The 15,462-nt window shown below is 41.7% G+C and carries 13 protein-coding genes; 11 read left to right on the top strand and 2 right to left on the bottom strand.

The window, feature by feature from the left end:
- Window positions 1-55: 55 nt before the first annotated feature.
- The 5 genes from B9N78_RS06990 (at window position 56) to B9N78_RS06970 (ending at window position 6,754) form a co-directional block, all read left to right on the top strand.
- Window positions 56-592, top strand: coding sequence for a CarD family transcriptional regulator (locus B9N78_RS06990; RefSeq protein WP_085100393.1), 537 nt, complete (start codon window positions 56-58; stop codon window positions 590-592).
- 349 nt (window positions 593-941) lie between these two features.
- On the top strand, window positions 942-2,216 hold the full coding sequence (rho, locus tag B9N78_RS06985; protein WP_085100391.1) for a transcription termination factor Rho: 1,275 nt from the start codon (window positions 942-944) through the stop codon (window positions 2,214-2,216).
- A 211-nt stretch (window positions 2,217-2,427) separates the two neighbouring features.
- Window positions 2,428-3,783, top strand: a complete 1,356-nt coding sequence (locus tag B9N78_RS06980; protein ID WP_245805491.1) for a beta-barrel assembly-enhancing protease — start codon at window positions 2,428-2,430, stop codon at window positions 3,781-3,783.
- Between the two features lie 179 nt (window positions 3,784-3,962).
- Window positions 3,963-4,946: a bifunctional riboflavin kinase/FAD synthetase gene (locus B9N78_RS06975; RefSeq protein ID WP_085100385.1), complete on the top strand. Its 984-nt coding sequence runs from the start codon at window positions 3,963-3,965 to the stop codon at window positions 4,944-4,946.
- Entirely contained in the window at window positions 4,946-6,754 is a 1,809-nt protein-coding gene (locus tag B9N78_RS06970) for a chloride channel protein (protein WP_085100382.1), read from the top strand. The genes B9N78_RS06975 and B9N78_RS06970 overlap by 1 nt, the downstream gene beginning before the upstream one ends.
- 62 nt (window positions 6,755-6,816) lie before the next feature.
- Here B9N78_RS06970 and B9N78_RS06965 read toward each other — a convergent pair whose 3' ends face one another.
- The gene (locus tag B9N78_RS06965) at window positions 6,817-7,350 is read right to left on the bottom strand and encodes a DUF2087 domain-containing protein (RefSeq protein WP_085100379.1); all 534 of its coding nucleotides are present in this window, start codon (window positions 7,348-7,350) and stop codon (window positions 6,817-6,819) included.
- 373 nt (window positions 7,351-7,723) lie between these two features.
- Between B9N78_RS06965 and hslV the strand changes: the two genes are divergently transcribed.
- The 4 genes from hslV (at window position 7,724) to B9N78_RS06945 (ending at window position 12,433) form a co-directional block, all read left to right on the top strand.
- Window positions 7,724-8,263 carry an ATP-dependent protease subunit HslV gene (gene hslV / locus B9N78_RS06960; protein WP_085100376.1) on the top strand — a complete coding sequence of 180 codons (540 nt, stop codon included), beginning with the start codon at window positions 7,724-7,726 and terminating at the stop codon, window positions 8,261-8,263.
- Between the two features lie 21 nt (window positions 8,264-8,284).
- Entirely contained in the window at window positions 8,285-9,667 is a 1,383-nt protein-coding gene (gene hslU / locus B9N78_RS06955) for an ATP-dependent protease ATPase subunit HslU (RefSeq protein WP_085100373.1), read from the top strand.
- 181 nt (window positions 9,668-9,848) lie between these two features.
- The gene (locus B9N78_RS06950) at window positions 9,849-10,601 is read left to right on the top strand and encodes a tetratricopeptide repeat protein (protein ID WP_085101303.1); all 753 of its coding nucleotides are present in this window, start codon (window positions 9,849-9,851) and stop codon (window positions 10,599-10,601) included.
- A 233-nt stretch (window positions 10,602-10,834) separates the two neighbouring features.
- The gene (locus B9N78_RS06945; protein WP_085100370.1) at window positions 10,835-12,433 is read left to right on the top strand and encodes a flagellar hook protein FlgE; all 1,599 of its coding nucleotides are present in this window, start codon (window positions 10,835-10,837) and stop codon (window positions 12,431-12,433) included.
- A 112-nt stretch (window positions 12,434-12,545) separates the two neighbouring features.
- Here the strand turns inward: B9N78_RS06945 and B9N78_RS06940 are convergent, their stop codons facing one another.
- Window positions 12,546-13,022, bottom strand: coding sequence for a ferritin-like domain-containing protein (locus B9N78_RS06940; protein ID WP_085100367.1), 477 nt, complete (start codon window positions 13,020-13,022; stop codon window positions 12,546-12,548).
- A gap of 459 nt (window positions 13,023-13,481) precedes the next feature.
- Between B9N78_RS06940 and B9N78_RS06935 the strand changes: the two genes are divergently transcribed.
- The gene (locus tag B9N78_RS06935) at window positions 13,482-15,065 is read left to right on the top strand and encodes a pyridoxal phosphate-dependent aminotransferase (RefSeq protein WP_085100364.1); all 1,584 of its coding nucleotides are present in this window, start codon (window positions 13,482-13,484) and stop codon (window positions 15,063-15,065) included.
- A gap of 12 nt (window positions 15,066-15,077) precedes the next feature.
- The gene (locus B9N78_RS06930; RefSeq protein ID WP_085100361.1) at window positions 15,078-15,392 is read left to right on the top strand and encodes a hypothetical protein; all 315 of its coding nucleotides are present in this window, start codon (window positions 15,078-15,080) and stop codon (window positions 15,390-15,392) included.
- The last annotated feature ends 70 nt before the right edge of the window (window positions 15,393-15,462 follow it).

Below are 15,462 nucleotides of genomic sequence, written 5' to 3'. Positions count from 1 at the left end.
CGACGACCCGATAAGCATTTCTAACCATTTCTTTTGTAAGTCCAAGGAGCCATGTGTGTTCGAGTTAAACCAGCTTGTTGTCTACCCCTCACAGGGAGTAGGCAAAGTAGAACGTATTGAAAGTCAAGAAGTCAGTGGATCAACTGCCGAATTTTACATTGTCCGCATTCTAAGCAACAATGTAACCCTCATGGTCCCGGTTTTTAATGCTCATAATGTTGGGCTAAGACCTGTCTGCAGTAAGCAAGACGGCCTCGGAATATATGAATGTCTTAAAGACAGATCCGATTTCACCGGGTATACAGGGCAGAACTGGAACAGGCGGTACAGAGAATACTCTGAAAAACTTAAAAGCGGAGATCTTCAGGACGTTGCTTATGTTCTCAAGGAACTGTTCCTGATCGGCCGCGACAAAGAATTGTCATTTGGAGAACGCAGACTTCTTGAACAGGCTATGGGCCTTGTTTCCATGGAATTATCATTTGCACTGGAACTTGATCAGGACACTGTAAAAGAAGAAATCAACGCTTTATTCATTGATGTTTTGGAAAAACCTGACGGCACTGAAGAAAGCGAAGAAGAAGAATCTTAAAAAATAAATCTAAACGACTTGTCATATTCGATTCTTTCAGTTAATGCCCTAATGAGTTGCAGCTTGCAAGATTGATGTCTTTTACACCACGCTTATTTTTTTAAGCAAATCTTCCATTAGTTGCCACAGCACGGGCCGTGCGCCAGTTCACTATATTTTAACAAATTATAAAAACTAGCACATAAGCCGCCCCTCACTTTAGGACACCCAATACACTCAGTTCTTACGATCATCAAAAGCATTTTTTAACGAGTGCGTGATACACTTTAAACTGTATCGCACTCGTTGATAATAATTATTAAATAAGTTTTTTTATTTTTTAACTTCTAACTCTCGGTTAACACAAGATATGGGCCAAGAACAAAAGACAAACAATCTGAATCTGACTGAATTGAAACTAAAGAACATGGCGGATCTTATGGATCTGGCTACCAAGTTCAAAGTTGAAAACCCAAGCGGTATGCGAAAGCAGGAATTAATATTCGGCCTGCTCCAAGGATGCGCAGCTCAAAACGGACAAATTTACGGAGAAGGAGTTCTTGAAGTCCTTCCCGATGGATTCGGTTTCCTGCGATCACCTACTTACAGCTACATGCCCGGACCGGATGATATTTATGTATCTCCATCTCAGATCAGGAGATTCGGTTTAAGAAAGGGCGACATTATTTCCGGGCAGATTCGTCCTCCTAAAGAGGGTGAAAGATACTTTGCCTTACTCAGGGTCAATGAAATAGGTTTAGAGCCTCCAGAACATTCCAGAAACCTTGTTCTTTTCGACAACCTTACTCCTGTTTACCCAGACAGCCGTTTCAACATGGAAAACGGTCCTAAGAATTTCACTTCAAGAGTTATCGACATTCTGGCTCCGATAGGCCTCGGGCAGCGCGCCCTGCTTGTTGCTCCTCCCCGCACAGGGAAGACAATGATGCTTCAGAATATTGCCAACTCCATCAATGCCAATCATCCGGATGTAGACCTCATAGTCCTCCTCATAGACGAACGTCCCGAAGAAGTTACAGACATGGCCAGAACAGTACACGCTGAAGTTGTCAGCTCTACTTTTGACGAGCCTCCGCAGCGTCATGTTCAGGTTACTGAAATGGTTCTCGAAAAAGCTAAACGGCTGGTTGAACGGAAAAGAGATGTTGTTATTCTTCTTGATTCAATCACCCGCCTCGGCAGAGCTTACAACGCAGTAACACCTTCTTCCGGCAGAGTTCTCTCCGGTGGTCTCGATGCTAACGCAATGCAGCGTCCTAAAAGATTTTTCGGAGCAGCCCGTAACATTGAAGAAGGCGGAAGTCTGACAATTATTGCAACAGCTTTGATTGATACAGGCTCAAGAATGGATGAAGTTATCTTTGAAGAGTTCAAAGGAACCGGTAACATGGATCTTTATCTTGACCGCAAACTTGCAGAAAAAAGAGTATTCCCTGCCATTGATATTAACCGCTCAGGAACACGTAAAGAAGAACTTCTTCTTTCTCCTGAAGTTCTTAACAAGGTCTGGATTCTCAGAAAGCTGCTTGCTCCGATGAACAGCATTGATTCCATGGAATTCCTTCTCGATAAAATGAAGGGAACCAAAAAGAATGAAGACTTTTTTGAAATGATGGGCAAATAATTTACTATTTCCGTCAAATATCAAAATTTAAGCCTCATGAGAAAATTCTCATGAGGCTTTTTATTTTCTCAGAACTTTACAAGTCATAAATCTATACATACTGTTAAAAGCAATGAGTATAAAAAGAACAAATTTCCATCGCCGAATATCTATAGTTTTGATATTTTTATTTTCGTTTATATGGTTGACTCCTCAAGCTACCGAGGCTTCCATGTTCGGTGAATTTACCGTGTCTGATGAAATTAAACTCGGCGGCGAGTTTAACAAAATGATTCACGAGAGAATGTCTGTTGTTCTTGATCCTCAAATTGACGACTATATTAAAAATCTTGTCGCCAGAGTTGCGCATTCAATGCCGCCGCAGCCATTTCCTATAACCTCTGCGGTTATTGACAATAATGCTATGAACGCCTTTGCCATTCCCGGCGGCTATATATACATTTTTACAGGTTTGATCCTTAATCTCAAACACGAGTCTGAACTCGCTGCCGTTATCGGTCATGAGCTTGCGCACGTTGCTTTAAGACATGTTGCAAGACGTATGGAAAAGATGAAACTGGTTAATATAGCCAGCATGCTGGGAACTCTCGCAGGGATGATGCTCGGCATGTCCGGCGGGGGTAATACCGCGGCTCTTGGACAGGCTATATCAATGGGCTCGATGGCAGGGGCTCAAAGTGCTTACCTAACCTACACACAACAAAATGAAAGAGAAGCTGACCATTTAGGCATGAATTTTCTGGTTGCATCAGGCTTTAACCCCACAAGCATGGTGGACAGCTTTAAAGAAATGAAACAGCGTCAGTGGTATGTAAGCAACAATAATATTCCTTCATATCTTTCCACTCACCCCGGACTAAATGACCGTATTGATTACCTTAAACAACGCTTTGTAAGAATGCCTCCAGATGTATTTAATCGCGTCGATGACGATGCTCAATTCCATAAAATTCAAACACTGATACGAGCTAGAAGAACTGATCCTAAAGTGGCTATGGCGCACTATGAGAATATACCTGAAGCCAGCAGGACATGCCTTGATCATTTAGGGCTCGGCATAATTCTTTCCCGCATGAAGCAGGACCAAGATGCGGAAGCAGCATTCCAGCTAGCTAACAATGAATGCCCGAATGACCCTTTAATCCTTCGGGAAACCGGACGCTTTTATTTCACCATAGGTAAAATGGACAAAGCATCCCCATTCCTGCGTGAAGCTTATTTAAGATCACCTACGGATGCTATGACCTTATTTTTCATCGCAAGAATTCAGGCTGAGCGTAAAGATTATGCTCAGGCAATACCCACAATGCGTAAAGTTGCTGAAATGGTTCCCCATGATCAGGAAATCCTTTACCATCTTGGGCGTATCCTCGGAGAATCCGGAGATTACTTCGGAGCGCACGAGCATCTTGCTTACGCCGCACTTTATGGAAGAGATAAACAACAAGCGTTATTTCATCTCAAAAAAGCTGAAGGTCTTGCTAAAACTAAAGAACAAAAAGAACAGCTTAGAACTCTTGAAGAAACGATAAATCCTGTTGAAAAAGACAGTGACAGTAAAAAATAGCTTTTGGCCTTCTACTGCTTAAAAAAACGCAACTTATGTTTACAATGTTTTATTCGATTATTTCGATAAATTAATAATTTTTTAACCTTTTTTTTTGAGATAATCGTTAACTTGAAGTCTGCTTCTTTTTAATGTAGTTATCCCCTTTCTAAAATCTATCGCCAAAAAGTGAAGCGAAAATGATAATCGCCAGATCAATCGAAGAAATTCAAAAAATTGAAAACGGATCGTGTGTAACAATAGGTAACTTCGACGGAGTCCATAAAGGACACCAGAAACTTATTTGCAGCACATGCAGAAAGGCCAAAGCCAACGGTTTGGTCAGCGTTGTTGTAACCTTTGACCCGCATCCGCTCAGGGTACTGGTCAACAGTAAAACTCCGCCATTCATAACTCTCACCAAACAAAAGCTGGAACTTCTTGCTCTGCATGAGCCTGACATTCTTCTGGCTCTGAATTTTACTAAAGAGATGGCATCTCTATCTCCTGAAGAATTCATCAAAAAATATCTCATTGATACTCTTTCCATGAAAGAAATGGTCGTCGGGTATGACTACGCCTTGGGTAAAGGCCGTTCCGGCAATTATGAAGTGCTGGTCGCTCTAGGTCGCAAATACGGTTACGGAATTGAAAGGCTTGATCCGATTATTATTAATGATGCGGTCGTCAGCTCTTCGCGCATCAGGGACCTTGTAAGCGAAGGAAACGTCTGGGATGTTCGTCCGTTACTGGGCAGGTTCTACCAGGTTCGCGGGGAAGTTGTACACGGTATGAACCGCGGAGGCCGTCTTTTAGGATTCCCGACAGCTAATATCAAGCTTGAAGACGAGCTGTTTCCGAAGTCAGGAGTTTACGCCATCCGGGTAGAAGTGGATGGAATGGTCAAAGCAGGTGTTGCCAATATCGGTAAAAATCCGACTTTCGGTAATGACGCTCTATCTGTTGAAGCTCATATTTTCAACTTTTCCGATGACATCTACGGTAAAAATATCAGGGTTCACTTTATCCAGAGAATCCGTGCGGAACGCAAATTCGACGGCTTGGACGAATTGAAAACACGCATTACCAAAGATATTGAACTAGCTAAATCTATTCTCTCGTATCCGGAATCACAAGTCAGACCGGGTCTGCACCTGACAGAGTCAGGAACTGGAGCCTGTTAATGAGCCCTCTTTTAAATTTTAGAATATGGAAGGAAATTGCACGATCATACAGAAATATCAGCTCGTTCAGGTGGCTTTTACTTGGTGTTCTGGTCGGTTTATTTTCAGGAGTTTTAGCTGTCGCTTTTTTTGCAGCAGTTGAATATGGAAAATTTTTCTTCTTACACAAACTTGCAGGTGTAACTTTACCGGCTCCTGCAGGCGAAGAAATTTTTCACGGCCCTGCCGGGCAGTTACGTACATGGGTCATCCCGGTATGCACAATGACAGTCGGATTAATCACCGGATGGCTGGTCAACAAATTCATACCTGAAACTGTCTCCGGTGGAACAGACGGAACAGATGCAACTATTAAGTGTTTCCATCAGGGCGGCGGAAAAATGCGCCCACTCATTCCCATTATCAAGGGGATCACTTCAATTTTCACAATTGCAACCGGCGGCAGTGCCGGACGCGAAGGCCCTATCACTCAAATGGGTGCAGGTATGGGGTCATGGATTGCCATAAAATTAAATCTGTCTGCCAAAGAACGCAGAATATTGCTTCTTGCCGGAGCTGCCGGAGGACTCGGAGCAATATTCCGAGCTCCGCTCGGAGGAGCACTAACCGCTGTAGAAGTTATCTACCGCGAAGATTTCGAATCAGAAGCGATTCTGCCTTCTGTTTTGTCTTCTGTTGTCTCTTACTCTATTTTCACAATGTTTTACGGATCAGAACCGATTTTCGGAATTCCGCGATTTGTCTTTCATGATCCCCGTGAAATGATCTTTTATATAATTCTGGCTTTTGCCTGCACCTTTGCAGGGTGGATGTACATACGCACATTCCGTTTCATTAAATATTCAATTTTCTCTAAAATTAAAGATCGTCTTGGTCTCATGTGGGCAACCGGAATCGGCGGCCTTATGATGGGTCTTATGGGAATGCTTTTCCCTCAGGTGCTCTCAGGCGGCTACGGCTGGCTGGAAATGGCAATGATGGGCGAAATCCCGATTCTGATGATGCTTGCAATTATCATGGGAAAAACAGTCGCAACATCCATGACCATAGGTTCAGGTATGAGCGGTGGTATGTTTGCTCCGGCATTATTTGTCGGCGGTATGACAGGCGGTATCGTCGGACAGGTTGCCAATAGATTTTACCCTGATATTGCCACGCAGCCCGGCGGATATGTACTTGTCGGCATGGCGGCGTTTTTCGCCGGGGTTGCAAAAGCTCCTATCGGACCGCTAATCATGGTTTGCGAGCTTACACAGGGTTACGGGCTGCTAGCCCCTCTGATGCTGGCTTCTGCCCTCTGCATTGTACTGGGACGCAATTTTTCTCTGTACGAACATCAGGTTGATAACAAATTTGAATCCCCTGCTCACATTGAGGATTCAACTATAAATATCCTTGAACAGCTTCAGGTTGAGAACTATTTCAAACCGGGCAGAGTCACTACTCTTGAAGAAGGAACAACTCTTATCGCTTTGAGAGATATCATCGCCAACACTAATGAGCTGTACTTCCCTGTTAAAAATGAAAAAGGCACAATCACAGGTATTTTGACAATTCAAAACGTCAGAAATCATCTTTTCAATCAGGATCTTTTCGACCTTATCCTTGCCAAGGATTTAGCAACAAAGCCTGCCACTTTGATGAAAGATGATGATCTGTACACTGCGCTGCTTAAATTCGTGGACACAGACTACGGGCAGATTCCAGTTGTATCTGAAGATGACCACAATAACATAATAGGTCTGCTTAATCGTGAAAACGTATTTAGAGCTTACGCGAAGGCAATCAAAGAGCTTCAAGAAGATTAGACTGAACCATTTAATATTACTTGAAAGCCTCTTGAAGTTTATCACTTCAAGAGGCTTTTTTGCTAACGGTGCAAATACCTTAACAGCTCTAAAGCTTCCAAAGGCGGCTTTACTTCCAGCCGCTTATACTGACTCCCTTCCGCATTACGAACCATCATCCCTCTGTCCACAAGTTCCCTCCTTAATAAAGCGTAATCTCCGAAAAGATGCTCTTTATCAAGCAGATCACTTATTTCTTTTTCAGAAAAAGACTCTTTAGCAGGAATACGCGACCACATAATCCAGAGACAAATCATGCGTTCACTGAATTTTTTAGGCCAGCGAATGAGCTGCCCGTCCTCATCAAAAAAACGCGTCAGCCGTTTAACCAGCTTGAGGTTAAGCTCTGGTGCAGGAGATTTAGGAGTTTCAAGAATTTTAAACGATTCGTGCTGCGCGCGAAAATGCTGAAAATTACGAAACCCGCCGGCTTTAACAAGCAGGTTCAGCATTTCAACATGGGTGGGAATGGTTTCAACTCCATCAAGCTGACGGCGAAGAGAACGGGCAAAGGCAGAGATATCCTCTACAACAAAGGGCAAAACAGTTTTAGACATGACTTATCCTCACTATCGCGCCTATCCAAAATATTTGGACTGTCGTGGCTGCCGACTTCCGACTCGGCACGAAAATAAGGTGTCGAGGAAAAGGTAAGAGTGACAGGTTTAGCTCCCCAAAGGGGCGGCAACGCCTAGGTGAACTGTCGACCAAAGCTTTTATAGCTGATAATTGGAGTTGGGGCAAATCTCATTTTTCATCTCCCTCCCCCTTGCCATACCTTCAAGCGGTCTTATCATTTGGTAATTCAAATAGAATCCAGAACCGACCCCACGGTCAGTGGATGTCGGATAAATATTTTACGTTCTGCAAATATTTAAATTCAATCGTTATATTGAAAACGAATAATCACAGCATAATCAGGAGATGAACATGGAACTTAGAGGAACGACCATTCTGGCCGTGAGAGATGATAAAGGTTCAGCCATGGCCGGTGACGGTCAGGTAACTTTAGGTCAGGCCGTCGTAATGAAGCATTCCGCAGTCAAAGTAAGAACTCTTTTTCATGAAAAGGTCCTTGCAGGTTTTGCAGGTGCAACTGCTGATGCTTTCACCCTTTTTGAAAGATTTGAAGAAAAACTCGAAGCTCATGGCGGAAACCTTGTCCGCAGCGCAGTTGAGCTTGCAACTGACTGGCGTAAAGATAAATATCTTCGCAAACTTGAAGCAATGATTCTTGTTGCTGACGCCGAACACATTCTCATCATCAGCGGTAACGGAGACGTAATCGAACCTGACGATGGTCTTGCCGCTATCGGTTCAGGCGGCGTATACGCCCTTTCCGCAGCACGTGCACTTTCTCGCCACACTGACATGAGTGCCGTCGATATTGCTGAAAAATCAATGAAAATTGCCAGCGAAATCTGCGTTTATACTAACGATCACTTTGTTATCAAAACCATCGAAAAATAATTTCATATAAAAGGTCTTCAAATGAGCAATCTTACACCTAGAGAAATCGTTTCTGAGCTTGATAAATATATAATCGGCCAATCAGATGCAAAGCGCATGGTCGCCATTGCAATGCGTAACCGCTGGCGCAGGCAGCAACTTCCGGCTGAGCTGCGCGATGAAGTTTCCCCTAAAAATATTATTATGATGGGACCTACCGGAGTAGGTAAAACCGAAATTGCACGCCGACTGGCTAAACTTTCCGGCTGTCCGTTTTTTAAAGTTGAAGCCACCAAATTTACTGAAGTCGGTTATGTAGGACGTGATGTTGAATCAATGGTCCGTGATCTCATGGAAATAGGCATCAACCTTGTCCGCAAGGAAGAGCTTGAAAAAGTTAAAGTTAAAGCTGAAAAAAATGCGGAAGAACGTCTTTTAGATATCCTTCTTCCTGCGTCAAAAGCTAAAACCCCAAGCATGGGTTTCTTTAACAATACTGGCGAAGCAATTCCGCTGCCAGAAGAAAACTCTTCTGAAGATAAAAGTTCCACACGGGATAAATTCCGCAAAATGTGGCGCGACGGCAAGCTTGATGATCGCGAAGTTGAAATTGAAGTAACGGTTCAGGGCGGAACTGGCGTTGAAATAATGTCCATGCCAGGCATGGAAGACATGGGAATGCAGGTCAACGATATGATCGGCAAGATGTTCCCTAACAAAAAGAAAACCCGCAAAGTTCACATTCGCGAAGCATATGAAATTCTCATTCAGGAAGAATCAGACAAACTGATCGACATGGATAATGTTACTGAAATTGCCCGCGAACGAGTTGAGCAATCCGGTATCCTTTTCCTTGATGAAATTGATAAAATTGCAGGCGGACATCAAAATGGAGGTTCCACTGATATTTCCCGCGAAGGAGTTCAGCGTGACCTGCTTCCTATCGTTGAAGGGTGTGTGGTTAACACCAAATACGGCATGGTTAAGACTGATCATATTCTTTTCATATCAGCCGGCGCATTCCATTTCTCCAAGCCTTCGGATCTGATTCCGGAACTGCAAGGCCGTTTCCCGCTGCGTGTTGAACTTTCTGCACTTGGAAAAGATGAATTTTATAGGATTCTTACCGAACCGCAAAATGCACTGACTGTTCAATATAAAGCCTTACTCGAAACTGAAAATGTCACAATTGACTACAGCAAGGAAGCACTTGAAGAAGTTGCCGCAACAGCTCAAAAAATCAATGAAGAAACCGAAAATATCGGGGCAAGAAGACTTTACACAATCATGGAAAAAATCCTCGCGGACTTATCATTTGAAGCACCTGACAGATCAGGTGACACCATACTTATCGATAAAGATTACGTTAAAGATAAACTAAGTGATGTAATGGAAGACCGCGATTTATCACGTTACATATTGTAACAAATTCTCAAAAAATATTCATAATTAAACCGGGTTCTTAAAAACAAGAGCCCGGTTTTTATTTAACTTTTTAAATTTGTGACACAAACGAAACTATGTTATTTTTCAAAAATGCTATGCTTCAAAACGTATACTCCCGTAAGGACGTTATATAGCAAAATACAGGATTATGATGAATAAAATGAGCACAACTGACGCTACTCAGCTTACCTCCACAAAAATTCGCGGGGCTTTCTCTGCCAAATCTATACAAGAAATAGGAACAGGAACCACAAAACGAAAAGTTGTGCAGACATTCCTCTACTATGCAGAAGAAAATGATAAAGGGGATATAATCCTTCGTGTGCTTAACGAGAATCACGTTCCATCCGGGCCTGAACAAATTATAAATAAAGATGAGCTTCTTGAATCTTTTACACCGGAAATGGAACTTTACACGAAGTCTGTATTTCCAGCTATGAGAGAACTTGGCAAACGTCTTGCCAAAGCAGACAGACAGCGGCAGCTTGGTAATGTTTTTACCGCTGAAATGAACTACAATGAAGCCCTTACTTTTGACGTAAACAGTATCAGGGCAAATTTCGGAATAGGCTTATGCTACCTTGAGCGTAATGAAGAAGCAAAAGCATCGGATATTTTTAAGCGACTTATCTCTCTGGATGCTGCTTTTGAAAAAAAGCATAAACACCTTTTTAATACATTCGGTATATCTCTTAGAAAAAATAAAATGTATAATGAAGCTGTGGCCTTTTACTCCAAAGCTTTAAACTTCAGTTATGATGCTGATGATGAAAATCTTTTTTTTAATATTGCCCGCTCACTAAGCGAATTAGGTAATAAAAATGATGCATGCGAATATCTTAATAAATGTTTAACTATAAATCCTGACTTCATTGAAGGTAAAAAACTTAAAACCTTCTTAAGTAAAAAATAACTGCTTACCGAATTTCCCCTCAGTTTGACATAATGCCTTCTACCTTTTCCATACGTATGGATTTTTTTTCCGCATATCCGCTACCGCCACATGTCATAACAATCTGATTTAACTAACTTTACACTTTAGGCACATACCTTGCTAAACAAGAACTGACCGGAGATATTTTCCGGCAATAAGGCAAACGGGTGCGTGCGACGTCAATTATAGCCGCACCTTGCAAGGAGTTTCTCATGGCTTTCAGTGCAATGTATACAGGTGCTTCGGGTATTAAGGCTCACAGTCTGCTGCTCCAGCAAACCGGCAGCAACATTGCCAATGTAAATACAACTGCTTACAAAAGCGGTAGAACTTTTCTTGAAAACCTTCACAGTCAGGATGCCACCGGTACGATATCAGGAGTTGTATCCGGCGGCGGCTCAAATACAGCCGGGCAGATCGGCATGGGTGTCAAGCTTTCCTCAACCAGAATCGATTTTAAAGAGGGTTCGTATGAGCCTACTTCCTCGAGCACTGACCTTGCAATAGCCGGAAAAGGATTCTTCAGAGTCGCAGAGCAATCATCACCAATCAGTCACTATACTCGTGCCGGTAATTTTCGTTTTGATAAAAATGGACTCCTTACTGACGCACATAAAAACGTACTGCAAGGCTATGCTTATGACAGCGATGGCAAGTTAGGTTCAACATCTACAAATATTGCCTTACCACTAAAAGAAGAAAAGAATGCTTCCGGTGAGACCATAATGGTCGTAAAATCTGATCCTAAAGCAACTTCAAGTGTCACTCTTAAAACAAACCTCGATTCCGGTACTGTCGATAACAGTCAGGACACGAAATCACCATTTTTCTCATTGCTCAGCCAGTGGGACGGAACAAAAAACCCGCCACTTGCAGCCGATAAGTACGCTTATAATTCTTCCCTTCAAGTCTATGACAAAAATGGAAATAAAGTAAATTTAACTGTATACTATGATAAAGTTACACCTTCAGAGAGCGGCCCGACTGATAAAAAATACTGGGAATATATTGTAACAGTATCACCTGAAAATGACGGTAGATCCTCAACCGCTACAACTTCAGCGGCCGGACTTCTGATGACCGGAACGCTTACATTTTCCGGTGACGGAAATCTTCTTAACCAAACGGCATACAGCCTTAGCAGTAATTCATCAGGAAATGCAAAAGACTTAAATAACTGGTCGCTTGCAAACTTTGACTCAGAAGGAAAGCCGACTTTTTCCGCTACGATTACAGGGGAAAAAGGTCAAGGGGATGCTCAGCAAATCTCAATAGATTTGGGTGTAAAATCAGCTTCGAGTTCTTGGAATACCACAGGCGGAACAGCTGCGGATGTCGGTAGTAATGCCTCAGGTCTTCCAAAGATGAATGACGGCAAGATTGATGCCCTCAGCACAACAGACTATAAAGGATCTTCCTCCACAATAAGCCGGTCGCAGGACGGTTTCGGGGAAGGATATCTTCAAAATGTGGCCGTGAATGGTGATGGAGTCTTATCCGCCATTTATTCAAACGGGCTTAGCCAGGATCTGTATAAAATAAACATGTACAATTTTAACAGTGAATTCGGGCTACGCCGTGAAGGTTCCAACTATTTTGGAGAAACATCTGAATCCGGGGCAGCAATTGAAGGCATAGCCAAAAAGGAAGGCATGGGTGCCATTATGGAAAATAATCTGGAAACCTCAAACGTTGATTTAGCAAAAGAATTTGCAACAATGATTCTCACGCAAAGAGGTTTTCAGGCCAACTCTAAAATGATCACAACATCAGACCAGCTTATAAACATCACACTTGGTGTTAAAAAATAGTAGCAATATATGATTAAAAACAAACATATAAACCCCTGCAACTCGGTTGAATTGCAGGGGTTTATATTTACGGGAAAAACTAAACCAAATATATCAATTAATCCGTAAAAGCTTAATCTTTTAGCTTTGATGATAAAAGCCGCAGATGGCCTCTTTCTTCATCAATACATTCCTCTACGAAATCCTGTTCGGACTCAGGAACCATTTTCTTAAGTTCATTAAACAAAAGAATTGTATCCTTTTCAAATCTCATGGCAATTCTTACCGCATCTTCAAAACTGAAATCACCTGCTTTAAATCCGGCAGTATAATCAAAGTTAAAAACATCATGTGAATCAATTAATGCCATAACATATTGAGTATATTCCTCAAAATCACTTCCAGGAGGAATTTCAAGATGGCCGATTCTGTCTCGCATTCCTCTGAAAAACATTTCATGCTTTGATTCTTCAGTAGCAAAAAAATCAAAGAATTCTTTTGCACCGGGATCTTCAGCTTCATCAGCTGCAAGCAGATAGAATGCCTGCCCTTTCTGTTCAATTCTCATTGCCAGTTCAATAACTTCACTGGCTGTAAAAAACGCTACCATTTCAACTCCTTATGGAATTAAATTAATTTAGAGGATACCATATTCGACACGTGTTTAATAAGCACTACTACAACACCGTATGTATATGATAAATTAATATGAAGCACCCTTGCGAAAAGCGCAACCTGAAACAGTAAAATATATTGTGCATTGCCCTTCTCTTGAGATAAACTTTAATAAATAACATATAGACTATCAATCTATGAATTTGTAATTTTAAAACTGTGAATTGATTAATTGCGAATATTAAGCAGACATGCTCTAAGATTAATACAGCTGAATCGGGTTTACTTTTTCTAAATTCAAGTTATAAAAAAGATATAATTTATTTATAGTGTAAGTACCAATATATTAAGCTTGATGCATATATCCTTTGATAATTTTTTTCTAATTACGGGACTAAACAGCTGCTGATTAACGCAAGCTTTTAAATATATACTGCACAAAGTGGAGGTTACTATGACTGAAGAGATTGAAAATGATCCTACTTTACACCTTTTTGTCGAACAATCACTCGAAAAACTTGAACAAATTGAAACAGAACTTATAAAACTCGAAAAAATACATTCTCCAGCAGGATCCTCTGTTGCAAGAATCTACGCAATTACACTTTCTTTAAAAGAAAGTGCCGCGTTACTTGACCTTAAAAATATAAGTCTCATTGCCAGCAATATAGGCTCTGTTCTTGAGCGTATTTTTAAAAATGAAATTCCGTTTACAACTGACCTTTTGAACATTATTATAGATATATACGACAAATTAACTGAGCTTGTAAGCAACACAACACTTAGCTCTGACTATGACATTCGGTCTATAACAATTCCTCTGGAGGAATCTGTTAAAGAGGCAATCGCATCTAACCAGACAACTGCTCCGCAAAAACCACATACAGCTCCCGTAAAAGAAAAACCTGTGATTGATACAGAGCCTAAAGAAACTAAAGTAAATAAGCCAGAAACGACACAAGCTGCACCGCCCAGTCATAATAGACCCTCTTATATTTCAGCCCATGATTTCAAAAAGAAATTCAATATTAAAAAAGAGATAGACCTTTCAACTAATGCTAATCCGCTTGGAGTTTCAAAAGCTGTTTCAAATACAATTGTAAATATGGCAAACAATTGTTGCGGCTTTGAAAATAATATGGATGACAGCCTTAAATTCGGTCTGGCACAGCGGCATGACATATCCGAAGACAATGTAATTATTGCAAACGGAGCTGCCGACATTCTCGATCTGGCTCTTCGCCTGACAGTAACGCCGGGAATTGACCATGTGCTCAGTTATGAATTCGGACTTCCTGAATATAACAGAGTTGCAGCTCTTTGCGGGGTTGAACTTTTTCGTCTGCCGCGGTCACGCAATTTTTCACCGCCGCTTGACCAGATTGTTAATACTTCAAACAAAAACACTGCGGCAGTTATCATAACAAACCCCGATATTCCTTCAGGATATGGAATGCCTGCGGAAGAGCTTGCAACTATGGCAACCCTTCTTCCTAAACGAACATTGCTGATAATCGATGAAAGATCCGTAGAATTTGCATGGCCTGAAGACGATTACTCCATGCTGCCGTTTTTAAATAAAATGCCCAATTTAGTTATTCTACGCAGCTTTTCATGGTCGTTCGGCATGCAAGGGGTCAGACTTGGGTACGCACTGATGAGTGCAGAAAGAGCTCAACATCTCGAAGACGCAAGACTTCCACAACCGATCAGTCCCTTAAACCTCGGAGCAGGAATAGCCGCTCTCAACCATAGTGAATTTTATTACTCAACCATAGCTCTGATCATAAAAGGCAGAGAACGCGTACAAAAAGGACTTCAGGAGCTTGGATGCTCTGTATACCCGAGTCAAAGCAACTTTGTAATGTTCAGCGGGCCGATTCCGGCAAAAACATTACATGACAAAATGCTGGATCACGGATTCAAAGTTAAGCTGTTAAGCGAATTCGGACTTAATGACCTGCTCACAGTTTCAATCGGCAACAACTCCCGCAATCGTCTGTTTCTTGCAGCAATGCGCAATATTTTAGCTGAATAAAGGAGAGTTCAGATGAACAGAATAATTCTGATCTTATGTGTTTTAGGTTTATTGTCCGGATGCTCCACTCACGCTCCGACCATGCAAGGAGTAAAATCCTATTGCCGTTCCTTTTCCACGGAATCAAGCTGTGATGTGCAAGGAGATCTTTGCGAGCAATACTCAGCCGTGCTTTTGAAAGATTACTCTTCCGCTGCAGAATGCAGAGCTGGCTGTGAAAGTGTTCAGAAACAATATGACAACCAGATGGGATTACAAAACTGTCTTCCTATTTTCGAAGCTGTCGGGGATAAATGTAATGAATACTGCGACGGTAATTACGAATAAACTGTAACAGAAAAAGACTGAATTTAACGTCTTGCAAGTGACAACACGCTGTCGTAGATAAAAATCTGAT

The organism is Desulfovibrio gilichinskyi (assembly GCF_900177375.1).
GTDB lineage: Bacteria > Desulfobacterota > Desulfovibrionia > Desulfovibrionales > Desulfovibrionaceae > Maridesulfovibrio > Maridesulfovibrio gilichinskyi.
Note: the sequence above shows the minus strand (reverse complement) of the source record. Positions and strands in the feature narration are given on the sequence as shown.

Bases quoted from the DNA above. Each gene is read 5' to 3' on its own strand.
- B9N78_RS06980 (WP_245805491.1), top strand. From the start codon at position 2,428: ATGTTCGGTGAATTTACCGTGTCTGATGAAATTAAACTCGGCGGCGAG.
- B9N78_RS06950 (WP_085101303.1), top strand. From the start codon at position 9,849: ATGAGCACAACTGACGCTACTCAGCTTACCTCCACAAAAATTCGCGGG.
- rho (WP_085100391.1), top strand. From the start codon at position 942: ATGGGCCAAGAACAAAAGACAAACAATCTGAATCTGACTGAATTGAAA.
- hslV (WP_085100376.1), top strand. From the start codon at position 7,724: ATGGAACTTAGAGGAACGACCATTCTGGCCGTGAGAGATGATAAAGGT.
- B9N78_RS06940 (WP_085100367.1), bottom strand. From the start codon at position 13,022: ATGGTAGCGTTTTTTACAGCCAGTGAAGTTATTGAACTGGCAATGAGA.
- B9N78_RS06935 (WP_085100364.1), top strand. From the start codon at position 13,482: ATGACTGAAGAGATTGAAAATGATCCTACTTTACACCTTTTTGTCGAA.
- B9N78_RS06965 (WP_085100379.1), bottom strand. From the start codon at position 7,350: ATGTCTAAAACTGTTTTGCCCTTTGTTGTAGAGGATATCTCTGCCTTT.
- B9N78_RS06970 (WP_085100382.1), top strand. From the start codon at position 4,946: ATGAGCCCTCTTTTAAATTTTAGAATATGGAAGGAAATTGCACGATCA.
- B9N78_RS06945 (WP_085100370.1), top strand. From the start codon at position 10,835: ATGGCTTTCAGTGCAATGTATACAGGTGCTTCGGGTATTAAGGCTCAC.
- hslU (WP_085100373.1), top strand. From the start codon at position 8,285: ATGAGCAATCTTACACCTAGAGAAATCGTTTCTGAGCTTGATAAATAT.
- B9N78_RS06930 (WP_085100361.1), top strand. From the start codon at position 15,078: ATGAACAGAATAATTCTGATCTTATGTGTTTTAGGTTTATTGTCCGGA.
- B9N78_RS06975 (WP_085100385.1), top strand. From the start codon at position 3,963: ATGATAATCGCCAGATCAATCGAAGAAATTCAAAAAATTGAAAACGGA.